This window comes from Burkholderia sp. ABCPW 11 (assembly GCF_001523445.1).
Lineage (GTDB): Bacteria > Pseudomonadota > Gammaproteobacteria > Burkholderiales > Burkholderiaceae > Burkholderia.
Window position 1 is genome coordinate 209,075 of the sequence record NZ_LOVM01000025.1, and the last position, 11,480, is coordinate 220,554.

8 protein-coding genes and 1 pseudogene are annotated in these 11,480 nt (G+C 66.4%); 4 read left to right on the top strand and 5 right to left on the bottom strand.

From position 1 onward, the window contains the following. The first annotated feature begins 202 nt into the window (after positions 1-202). The 4 genes and pseudogenes from WS61_RS09990 to WS61_RS10005 all read left to right on the top strand — a co-directional run bounded on the left by WS61_RS09990 (position 203) and on the right by WS61_RS10005 (position 4,855). A complete protein-coding gene (locus WS61_RS09990) occupies positions 203-451 on the top strand; it encodes a helix-turn-helix transcriptional regulator (RefSeq protein ID WP_059500312.1) in 249 nt (82 codons plus the stop codon). 3 nt (positions 452-454) lie between these two features. After that, the gene (locus WS61_RS09995) at positions 455-1,786 is read left to right on the top strand and encodes a type II toxin-antitoxin system HipA family toxin (RefSeq protein ID WP_059500313.1); all 1,332 of its coding nucleotides are present in this window, start codon (positions 455-457) and stop codon (positions 1,784-1,786) included. A 411-nt stretch (positions 1,787-2,197) separates the two neighbouring features. Beyond that, a pseudogene (locus tag WS61_RS10000) lies at positions 2,198-3,454 on the top strand (oxalate decarboxylase family bicupin). A gap of 93 nt (positions 3,455-3,547) precedes the next feature. Continuing rightward, positions 3,548-4,855: an Nramp family divalent metal transporter gene (locus WS61_RS10005; protein ID WP_059500314.1), complete on the top strand. Its 1,308-nt coding sequence runs from the start codon at positions 3,548-3,550 to the stop codon at positions 4,853-4,855. An 18-nt stretch (positions 4,856-4,873) separates the two neighbouring features. Here the strand turns inward: WS61_RS10005 and WS61_RS10010 are convergent, their stop codons facing one another. The 5 genes from WS61_RS10010 to WS61_RS10030 all read right to left on the bottom strand — a co-directional run bounded on the left by WS61_RS10010 (position 4,874) and on the right by WS61_RS10030 (position 11,440). Further along, a complete protein-coding gene (locus WS61_RS10010) occupies positions 4,874-6,127 on the bottom strand; it encodes a hypothetical protein (RefSeq protein ID WP_059500315.1) in 1,254 nt (417 codons plus the stop codon). A gap of 146 nt (positions 6,128-6,273) precedes the next feature. Further along, positions 6,274-7,863, bottom strand: a complete 1,590-nt coding sequence (locus tag WS61_RS10015) for an ABC transporter substrate-binding protein (RefSeq protein ID WP_059500316.1) — start codon at positions 7,861-7,863, stop codon at positions 6,274-6,276. Positions 7,864-7,986: 123 nt separating this feature from the next. Next, positions 7,987-8,319 (bottom strand): hypothetical protein, encoded by a 333-nt coding sequence (locus tag WS61_RS10020; RefSeq protein WP_059500317.1) that lies wholly within the window; start codon positions 8,317-8,319, stop codon positions 7,987-7,989. A gap of 279 nt (positions 8,320-8,598) precedes the next feature. After that, positions 8,599-10,158, bottom strand: a complete 1,560-nt coding sequence (locus tag WS61_RS10025; protein WP_059500318.1) for a DHA2 family efflux MFS transporter permease subunit — start codon at positions 10,156-10,158, stop codon at positions 8,599-8,601. Positions 10,159-10,537: 379 nt separating this feature from the next. Continuing rightward, positions 10,538-11,440, bottom strand: a complete 903-nt coding sequence (locus WS61_RS10030; protein WP_059500319.1) for a LysR family transcriptional regulator — start codon at positions 11,438-11,440, stop codon at positions 10,538-10,540. Positions 11,441-11,480 lie beyond the last annotated feature (40 nt).

Below are 11,480 nucleotides of genomic sequence, written 5' to 3' on the forward strand. Positions count from 1 at the left end.
CAAAGCCAAAATCATTCGCGCCAGCGGATAAAAACTATGGTGTGAGGATGGGCGATAGGGGCTGTTCAAGAGCGGATGGCAGCATGCAAGGGCGTCCTTTTTATGTCTGTCATGCATATTTTGCATTTATGCGTGTGAGGAATAATTTGCGTTTATGCCTGTTGGGAATATACTGCGCTTATTGCCTACAGGAATACGCGCCGTGAATCTCATCGTCAATACGCCCGCGCAACTGGGCGAAATCCTGTCTTCCGCGCGTCAGGCCAACGGCCTGACGCAAGCCGAAGCGGCAGTGCGAATCGGCGTGGGCCAGTCGCGGCTGTCGCTGCTCGAAACCACGCGTACCGAAAGCCTGTCGCTCAGGCAATTGCTCGAGCTGACCGCGCTGTACGGTCTCGAACTCATCATTCGCACCAAGGACGGGCGCGACGCAGCCGCCGCCGAGTGGTAAGCGATGGGACGCAAATCGCATACTCGCGCGCTGTCGATCTGGACGAACGGCCAGAGGGTCGGCACATGGCGGATTCCCGTGCGCGGCGACATGGAACTGCTGTACGACGCCGGCTGGAAGCAGTCGGCTGTCGGCCGCCCGTTGTCGTTGTCGCTGCCGTTCGGTGTCGGCGATGCCCCGTTGCGCGGCGAACGCGTCAATCATTACTTCGACAACCTGCTTCCGGACAGCGACGCCATTCGGCGCCGATTGGCCGCCCGGTTCGGCACGGCGACGACCGAGCCGTTCGATCTGCTTGCCGCGCTCGGTCGCGATTGCGCCGGGGCGGTGCAATTGCTCGGCGAAGACGATGCGCCGACTGGCCTGGATCGCATCGACGGCACGCCGCTGTCGGACGAGGACGTCGCACGCGTGCTCGATCAGGCGAGCGGTGTGGCGACGGGGGCCGAAGACGACGATTTCCGGCTGTCGCTGGCCGGTGCGCAGGAAAAGACCGCACTGCTGTTTCACGACGGGCGCTGGATGCGCCCGCACGGCGCCACGCCGACGACGCATGTTCTCAAGTTGCCGCTCGGGCTGGTCGGCAACAAGCGGGCCGATCTCACGGCCTCCATCGAGAACGAATGGCTGTGTCTCGCGATCCTGCGAGCATTCGGTCTACCGGCGGCGGGTGCGGAAATCGTGCGTTTCGGCGCGCACAAGGTACTGTCGGTCGAACGGTTCGATCGGGTGTTGCATCGCGACGGCGGATGGCTGTTGCGCTTGCCGCAGGAAGATTTCTGCCAGGCGCTCGGCGTGCCGCCTCACCTGAAGTACGAGTCGCAGGGCGGCCCCGGCGTGCCCGATCTGGCCGGCCTTCTGCGCCGTTCGGAGACGGCGCGGGAGGATCTCGACACACTGTTCGCCGCCCTGATCGTGTTCTGGATGCTCGCCGCCCCGGACGGGCATGCGAAGAACTTCAGCCTGCGCCTGCTGCCGGGCGGCCGTTTCCGCCTCACGCCGCTCTATGACGTGATGTCGATCTGGCCGGTCGAAGGCGATGGCGCGAACCAGTGGTCGTGGCACAAGGCGAAGCTCGCGATGGCCGTGCACGGCAAGCGCAAGCACTATGCGATGCGCGATATCACGCGACGGCACTTTACCGCGATGGCCGAATATTGCCTGCTCGGCGACATCGCGACGCCGATCGTCGAACGGCTCATCGCCGCGACGCCGCAGGTGATCGAGTCGGTCGGTGCCGCACTGCCTCCCGGTTTCCCGGCCAGGGTCGCGGAGCGCATTCTGGGCGGATTGCGGTTCGCCGCGCAGCGGCTCGCCGACATGCCGCGGGAGTAAACCGCGGCCCGACGCGGCCCGGCTAGCCGGTGGTCGACGGACCGGCGTTCGCTTGTTTCCCGTTTTTCACGATCGGTTCTTCATCGACTGCATCGCATCGGCGATCGCACGTGGCGTCTCGATCGCTTCCCGTCGCCATGCGTGACGTCACGACCTGCCGCGGTCGTATTTCCGCATTCATCGCACCCGACCGATTCGCCGACAACCGTCGCCGCCCGGTCCCTCCGCACCGCAATAATTACAAAATTAAAGTCGATCAGATTAAATCATTGATTCAGGTTAATAATTCATTTAAGTTTTTCTGTGATTTGGATTTAACTTGCGTCACGGGATGTTTGATTTTCGATAATCCGAAAACGGCAAGTATTCCGTAACCGGAATTCTCTCAATCGCAAGAATGAAGAGGAAATCATGACGAATCTTTCTCGACGCAGGATGCTGGCAGGTACGGCCGGCACCATTGCTGCCGCGGGCATCGCGGTATCGGCCAAGGCCGCCTCGTTCGGCAATCCGGACAGTCCGCCGGAAGGCGCGGTGAATGCGCGCAATCGCCAGAGTCTGACCGACCCGGGGCCTAAAAATCCGTCCATCGCCAATCAATTTCCGTCTTTTCAGGATCCGCCGGCCACCGATATCAACGGGATGCCGTTATTCTGGGCGTCTTTCAATAATGCCCATAAACGCATTCAAAATGGCGGCTGGGCGCGCGAAGTGACGCAGGACGATTTCGCGATTTCCGAAACCATTTCCGGCGTCAACATGCGGCTGACGCGCGGCGGCATTCGCGAGATGCACTGGCACCAGCAGGCCGAGTGGGCCATCATGCTCGACGGCCGCTGCCGGATCACGGTGCTCGACGAACTCGGCCGGCCGTCGGTGCAGGACGTCAAAACCGGCGATCTCTGGTATTTCCCGCCCGGCCTGCCGCATTCGCTGCAGGGCGTCGGCCGCGACGGCGCCGAGTTCCTGCTCGCATTCGATAACGGCCGCGCATCGGAATTCAACACGCTGTTGCTGACCGACTGGATCGCGCATACGCCGCCCGACGTGCTCGCGCTCAACTTCGGCGTGCCGGCCGATGCGTTCAGGAACGTGCCGCTCGACAACCTGTGGATCTTCCAGGGCGACGAGCCGGGCCCGCTCGCGGACGCGCAGCGCGCGTCGGCCGCATCGGCCGGTGTGCCGCCGCATCCGTTCGTCTTTTCGCTCGGCGACATGAAGCCGGTCAGGAAGACGCGCGGCGGCGAGGTGCGGATCGCGGACAGCACCAACTTCAACGTGTCGACGACCGTCGCGGCGGCGCTCGTCACCGTGCATCCGGGCGGCATGCGCGAGCTGCACTGGCACCCGAACGCCGACGAATGGTAGTACTACCTGCAAGGCGAGGCGCGGATGACGGTGTTCGACACGGGGCCGAAGGCGCAGACGGCCGACTTCCGCGCGGGCGACGTCGGCTATGTGAAGAAGAGCCTCGGTCACTACGTGCAGAACACCGGCCAGACCGACCTCGTGTTCCTCGAAATCTTCAAGACCGACCGCTATGCGGAGGTGTCGTTGTCCGACTGGCTCGCGCATACGCCGCCGAAGCTCGTCGAAGCGCACCTGAACGTCGCGCCGGACGTGATCGCGCAGTTTCCGCGCAATCGTCCCGACGTCGTGCCGCTGTAACGCCGCCATCGTCCTGCCATGGCCGGCACGCGGCAGGCCGGCCACGGCACGTGCGCCCGAATCGGTCTTTCTCATTCGAACGGAAACTCCACCATGCTTCCCGTCCCGAGCAAACCTGCCGGCGGCTTCGCGCTGCCGGGCCGCACCACCGAGCACCCCGACGGCGCGGCGCGCGCCGCGCTGGAAGGGCGCCGCACCGGCGTCGCCGCGCTGCTGCCGTTCGTCGGCCCGGCCGTGATCGCATCGATCGGCTACATGGACCCCGGCAACTTCGCGACCAACATTCAGGCTGGCGCCGCGTATGGCTACCGGCTGCTGTGGGTCGTGCTGGCCGCGAACGCGATCGCGATGCTGTTCCAGGCGATGTCGGCGAAGCTCGGCATCGTGACCGGCCGCAATCTCGCCGAACTGTGCCGCGACCGGTTTCCCGCGCCGGTCGTGTGGGGCATGTGGATCGCATCCGAGATCGCCGCGATGGCGACCGACCTCGCCGAATTCCTCGGCGGCGCGCTCGCGTTCGGGCTGTTGTGCCATTTGTCGCTGTTCGCGGGGATGATCGCGACCGCGTTCGCGACCTGCGCGATCCTCGCGCTCGAAAAGCGCGGCTTCCGGCCGCTCGAAGCGGCGATCGCGGCGCTGGTCGGCGTGATCGGCGCGTGCTATCTCGGCGAGTTGCTGATCGCGCCGCAGGACTGGCGTGCGGCCGCGTTCCATCTGGTGGTCCCGCAGATTCCGGATCATGCGGCGCTGACGATCGCAGTCGGGATCATCGGCGCGACGATCATGCCGCACACGCTGTATCTGCATTCGGGCCTCACGCAGGATCGCACCGCGCCGCGCGACGACGCGCAGCGGCGGCGGCTCGTGCGTTTCTCGAACCGCGAAGTCGTGATCGCGCTCGGGCTCGCCGGATTCGTGAATCTCGCGATGGTGATGATGGCGTCGTCTGCGTTCCACGTGACCGCGCCGGGCATGACCGACATCGGCGACGCCTATCACACGCTGGTCCCGGTGCTCGGGCCGGCGGCCGGCGCGCTGTTTCTCGTCGCGCTGCTGACCTCGGGCGTGTCGAGCTCGGTGGTCGGCACGATGGCCGGGCAGGTCGTGATGCAGGGCTTCATCCACCGCCGCATGTCGGTCTGGGTGCGGCGTGCGGTGACGATCGCGCCCGCGTTCGCGGTGGTCGCGCTCGGCTGCGACGTGACGCGGGCGATGGTGGCGAGCCAGGTCGTGCTGAGCTTCGTGCTGCCGATGCCGATGATCGCGCTGCTGATGCTGTCGGCGCGCAAGGACGTGATGGGCGCTTACGCGATGCGGATGCCGCTGCGGATCGTCGCCGGCGCGGCAACGGTCGTGATCGTCGGGCTGAATGCTTACCTGGTATGGGTGGCGTTCAATTGAACGCGTGCGGGCACGCGCTTATTGTTGCATGTCCGGCGCTTCCCGTAGCCGCCAGATCGCGTTGCACTGCTGGCCGCCGAGGCTCGTCGCGCGCAGCGTGACGACGGCGCCGGCTGCTATCCGGTACCAGAAATGCGCCATCAGTTCGGTGCCTTTGCGCTGCGCGTGGCCGTCGACCAGCACTTCGCACAGCAGCGGCGACGGCGAGCCGGACGGGTGCGTGACGTAGACGTTCAGCCGTGCGATGTCGCGGATCGCGGCGAACACGATTTCGTGGTTCCCGCTGCCGACGAGCATCGTGCCGCCCGGTTCGTCGATCGCCTGCAGGTGGGCGCCCGCGCTCGTCTCGATCGCCGCGGACGCAACGCTCAGCCCGGCCGACTGCACGTAATCCGCCGCCGCGATGCGTGCGGCGAGCGCATCGGACGGGGCCGGCGTGCCGTCCGACAGCGCGAACGGCCTGCCGTCGCGCAGCGCGGCGTCGGTGTGGTTCGCGTAGTAGCGCCACCGGTCGAGGAAGCGGATGTCGCCGGTCATGTGCAGCGCACGGATCGGCTCGCCGTGATACCGGAGCGTGGTCTTGCCGCTGCCCGCATCGAACGATTCGTGAATGCCGTACTTGCTGACGAAGTTCTGGACCGGGTCGAGCAGCGCCGTTTCGCCTTGTGCGCTCCACAGATGCAGGAATGTCGTATCGATGCCGAAGCATTCCTGGAAATCGGTGCCGATGCGGGCGATGCAGTCGCGCAGGTGGCCGGCATAACGCGCCCATGCGGCGGCGGTTCCGGCGACGAGCCCGGCCTGCAGCGCACCGCCGTGGCGCGCATTGACTTCGTCGACGACGAGGCGCCAGTGATGGTCGCGCCGCTCGCCGATCAGCGGCGTGACGACGAACGTGCAGAACAGCGGGTCGGGGCACACGTGGATGCGGTCGTCGCCGATCCGCGAGAACAGGTCGAACTGCGGCGCGCAGAACCAGATGTCCGCGTCGTACAGCGCGAGCTTGCGGATCTGCGGATGGCGTGCGCAGTACTCGGCAGCCTCGATGAAGCGGCCGACCGGCAGCGCGTAGGCACTCGACGCGTCGATCACGTCGACCGACTGGCTCGCGAGAATCTGCCGCTTGCGCTCGGACAGCCCGTAGCCGATCACCGCGATCCGCCCGTCGTAGCCGGCGTGCCGCAGCGACAGCAGGAACGGCACGAGCATTTCGTACCACGCGCGGTTGTTGTCGTTGATCGCCACGCACACTGCGTGCTCGTTCGAATGCATGCTCTCGTCCCGTTACGTGTGCCCGGCGCGGTATCCGCGCGATGCAGGTCATTGTAGATCGCCGCCGCCGCACGGGCCGTCGCCGGCCCGGCGGCGCGCGGCGATTACCTGCACGGCGGCGTGGCCGCGCGTGCGGGTAGCCGCGATTATTTCGCGAGCGTGCGGTATGACACGAGGTCGTTGATCGGCCCGATTTCCGGTCCGGTCGCGCCGGGGCGCGTGGCGACCTGCACGACCTTCTCGAACATGATGATGAACGGCGAGTTCGCGAGCACGGCCTTCTGCAGCGCTTCGTAACGCTGCGCGCGCTTCGCGGGCGACGGCTCGACGAGCGCGGCCTCGGTGTCCTTCGTCAGTTGCGGAATGTCCCAGCTGTTGCGCCACGCGAGCATCTTGGTCGGCGACTGGTCCGAGTTGTCCGGATTCCACGCGAAACCGCGCGCGTTGCTGTTCGGGTCCATGTAGTCGGGCGACCATTCGCCGACGAAGATGTCGTGCTGGCGCGCGCGATACTTGCCGATCGCCTGCTTCGCGTCGCCGGGGATCAACTTCACGCGGATGCCGCCCTGCGCGAAGTTCGCCTGCAGCGCCTGCGCGATCTCGAGGTACGGATAGTCGTTCGGCATGTCCATCGTCACGTCGAAACCGTTCGGCAGGCCGGCCTTCGCGAGCAGCGCCTTCGCCTTCGCGACGTCCTGCTTGTACGGCCGCGCGTTCAGCGTGCCGAGGAAGCCCTCGGGCAGGAAGGTCTGATGCACCTTGTAGGTCGTGCTGACGATGTTGCGCTGGATGCCGTCGTAATCGACGAGCCACTTCATCGCCTGCTGCACCTCGGGCTTCGCGAGGTTCGGGTTCTTCGTGTTCAGGCTCAGGTACAGCAGGGCCGACACCGGCCACGACGCGACCTTGATCTTGCCGGCCTTCGACAGCGCGGCGAGGCTGTCGGGGCTCAGGTTGCGCGCGGCGTCGGCGTCCCCGTTCTCCAGCAGCAGCCGTTGCGCGGACGCTTCGGGCACGTGACGCAGCACGACGCGCTTCATCGGGTACGGCGTGCGGTATTTGTCGAAGCGCTGCAGCACGATGGATTCGTTCGGCGTCCACTTGACGAGCTGGTACGGGCCCGAGCCCGCGTCGTTGGTGCGCAGCCAGCCGCTGCCGAAATCGTTGCCTTGCTGGTGCGACAGCAGCAGCTTCTTGTCGAACACCGATGCCGGGCACGCGCTCAACACGTTGAGCACGAAGCTCGGCGCGTACTTGCGGTCGGTTTCGAGCACGACGGTTTGCGGATCGATCGCGCGCACCTTCTGCATCACGTTCGCCTTCGTGAGGCCGAGATCGGCGAGCACGCCGGCCGGCCCCTTGTCGAGCAGGATGGTGCGCTGCAGCGACCATGCGACGTCGTCGGCGGTGACGGGGTTGCCGGAGTGGAACGTGAGGCCCGGGCGCAGCTTGAACGTGTAGGTCAGGCCGTCGGCGCCGACCGTCCACGATTGCGCGATCTGTCCGTCGAAGCGCGTCGGGTCCTTCAGGTCGACGCGCACCAGCCGTTCGTAGGTGTTCGCGACGTATTCGGACGGCACCAGCTCGTAGATCCCGCTCGGATCGAGGGTCGTGAATTCGCCCAGTTGCGTGGCGACGACGAAGATGCCGGGCGGCGTGGCAGCCTGCGCCGGCAGCGCCGGAACAAGCGCGACGAGCGCGGCGCTGACGAACAGCCGGGACAGCAGGTGCTTCATGCGGGCTCCGTTGAAAAGGAATCGTGGTGCGATTCTCTCATCGACGGGCGCCCGGATGAAAATATTCGGCAGGCGCGCCGGTTGGCGCGTCGCGACGGACCGGGCGGCTCGCGCCGGCGGGCGTCAGATCGCGCAGCGCGCGACCGCGAAGCGCATCGCTTCCTCAGGGGGCTCGCTGCCCGAGCCGCGCACGACCTTGATCACCGAGCCGTTGCCCGACGGCGTCAGCGTGACGAAGTACGAATTCGAACCGACGGCGATGTCCGTCACGCCGTTGTGCTGCGATCGTTCGGTGCCCGACAGGCGGCTGTCGAGGCAGTTCGCGATCGCGTAGGCCGGGCGTTGCGATGACACGTAGATCATCGGTGCAGCCCCCGAGCCGGCCGAGTCGGACGACGGAGCGGAACCGCAGGCGGCGAGCAGGGCAGCGGGGAGGAGCAGCAGGAATCGTTTCATGGTCGGTCGTCGGGTGTCTCGTATCGAGGCTGGAGCGCGGGGTGGCGAAACGCGAAGCTTCGCGACGAAACCGCCCGGAATCGGGCCGCTTTTGACGGACGACGATGCAACGGGCGGCTGACGACGGAGTATACCCGCAGCATTTGACGCCGTCGGCGCGTTGAAACGATTCGATACAAAGCGCCCGCTGCCGGACGGGCGCTTGCGTCGGTCGTCGCCGTTATCGGCGCATCGCGCGGTCGTCGATGCCGGCGCGCAGTCCGGCGCCGCGCATGCGGATCAATGCGCGCCGGCCGCCGCCGCATCGGCATCGCCGCCGCCCGAGCGCGACGGTTTCGTGATCCAGATGAGCGGGATGATCGCGATGAAGATGATCGCCGACACGTAGAAGATGTCGTTCAGGCCCATCACGGCCGCCTGCGAATCGACCGATGCATTGAAGAACGCGAGTGCCGAATCGGGGCTCAGGTGCAGCAGCGAACGGCTCGTGTCGAGCTGTTGCATGAAGACCGGATTGGTGGCGCTCGCCTGTTCGGTGAGCCGCACGTGATGCAGGATCGTGCGGTCGTTCCACGCATTGCCGATCAGCGACGTCCCCACCGCTCCGCAGAACGTGCGGCCGAAATTCGACAGGCCGGCCGCGGCCGGAATCTTTTCCGGCGGCAGCCCGGACAGGATGATCGACGTCAGCGGCACGAAGAACATCGCCATCGGAATGCCCTGCAACAGCGTCGGCAGCACCAGATCCCGGCGCGACACGTCGGTATAGAACGTCGTGCGCATCATGAAGACAACCGCGAAGCCGACGAACGCGAGCGTCGCGATATAGCGCGGATCGGTGCGCGGCAGCAGACGCCCCATGACCGGCGTGAGCAGGATCGCGAAGAATCCGAGCGGCGCGGTGGCCAGCCCCGAATCGACCGCGCGGTAGCCGAGATAGCCCTGCATCCATTGCGGCAGCAGCACGAGCGTGCCGAAGAACATCCCGTACGCGACGGAAATCGCGATCGTGCCGCCCGCGAAATTGCGCTGCGTGAAGAGTCGCAGGTCGACGATCGGGTTGGCTTCGTGCAACTCCCACACGAGGAAGAACGCGAAGCCGATCAGCGCGACGATGCCCAGCGCGACGACCACCGGCGAGTTGAACCAGTCGAGATCCTTGCCCTTGTCGAGCATGATCTGCAACGACGCGACCCACAGCACGAGCAGGAGCAGGCCGACCGTGTCGATCGGCATGCGGCGCGTGGCCGATTCGCGATCGCGGAACACGAACCACGTGACGGCGGCCGCGAAGAAGCCGACCGGAATGTTGATGTAGAAGATCCACGACCAGTTGTAGTCGTACGTGATCCAGCCGCCGAGCGACGGCCCCGCGATCGGGCCGACGAGCGCCGTCATCGACCACAGCGCGAGCGCGGTCGACGACTTCTGCCGCGGCCATGCGCCGAGCAGCAGCGCTTGCGACAGCGGCGCGAGCGGCCCCGCGACCGCACCCTGCAGGATCCGCGCGGCGAGCAGCGTCGGCAGGTTCGGTGCGATTCCGCACAGCCACGACGCGAGCACGAACAGCAGGATCGACGTGACGAACAGGCGTACCTGACCGAAGCGCTGCGTGAGCCAGCCGGTCAGTGGAATCGACACCGCGTTGGCCGCCGCGAAGATCGTGATCACCCACGTGCCTTCGTCGACCGACACGCCGAGCTCGCCCGAGATCGTCGGGATCGCGACGTTCGCAATCGACGAGTCGAGCACGTTCATGAACATCGCCAGCGATACCGCGATCGTGCCGATGACGAGCCGGCCGCCCGACAGCGGGCCTGAAGACGAGGGAGAGGACATGGCGTTCCTGCGTGATGGACGAAGGCCGTACGCCGCGCCCGCACGTGGCGTGCGGCGCGCGGCGAAGCGCGAAACGGACGGACGCGCGCGCGCCGCACGGCGGCCCGACGAGCGGTGCCGTCGCGTGCGGTGGTCGGTTCGAACGGTGAATCGGAATGGCGAAGCCGGGGCCGGCTTCGCGGAGCGGGAGGGTGCCGGTCAGGAGGGCGCGACGCGCGTGACGCGTCGGCGGGCAGCGGGCACGTGGCTGCCGTAGCGGGTGTGGTCGTTTTTCATCGTCACAGGCTAACGATGCGGCGAACGACGATCAACGCTTGCGCACTCATTAATTCCTTTCGTGGGTCGCAATAATGTGGACGCCGTGCATCGATCGCAGGCCCTACGGCACGGTCCGCCACGCAGTGAAGACTTCGGTCAGGAACTCGACGAATGCGCGCACCTTGCTGTCTAGCGTCGCGCGTTTCGGGTAGAGCGCGTGCAGCTCGACGTCGTCGGTGCGATGCCAGTCGGGCAGCACGATTTCGAGTTCGTTGCTCTCGATCCGCCGTGTGGTGAAGTGGGTCGAAATCAGCGCGATGCCGCCGCCGCTCGCGGCCTGGCGCAGCACCGTGACCGATTCGTTCGAGATCAGCACGGGCCGCACCGGCACGTCGGCGACGTCGCCGGCCGCGTTGGTGAGGCGCAGCGTCAGGCCGGGCGTGTCGCGGCCGACGAACAGGATGTCGTGATCGACGAGATCCTGCGGCGTGCGCGGCCGGCCGGCGCGGTCGAGATAGCGCGGGCTGGCCGCGAGTTTCGCGTGCGACCAGCCGAGCGCGCGCGCGACATAGCCGGAATCGGTCAGCACGCCGGTGCGCAGCGCGACGTCGAAGCCGTGTTCGACGAGGTCGAGCGCGCTGTTGTCGTAGATCAGCACGAGCTGGACCAGCGGGTAGCGCCGGCGAAACTCGGCGAGCGCCGGTTCCAGTTCGAACAGGCCGATCGCGTAAGGCACCAGCACGCGCAGCGTGCCTTCGGGTTCCGTGCGCAGTGCGCGCACCTGACGATCCGCGTCGAGCAGGATCTCCTCGGCGCGCAGGCAGCGTTCGTAATAGTCGCGGCCGGCTTCGGTGACGGACACGCGGCGCGTCGTGCGGTACAGCAACTGGACGCCGAGGTCGTCCTCGAGCTGCCTGATCTTGCGGCTCACGCGACTGAGCGGCATGTCGATCTGCGTGGCCGCGGCGGTGAAGCTGCCGCGTTCCACCACGCGCAAGAATATCCGGATGCTCTCGAGGTCCATGCGATTCGTTTCGGTGGTTGGCCTGCGCGCATCTTACCGT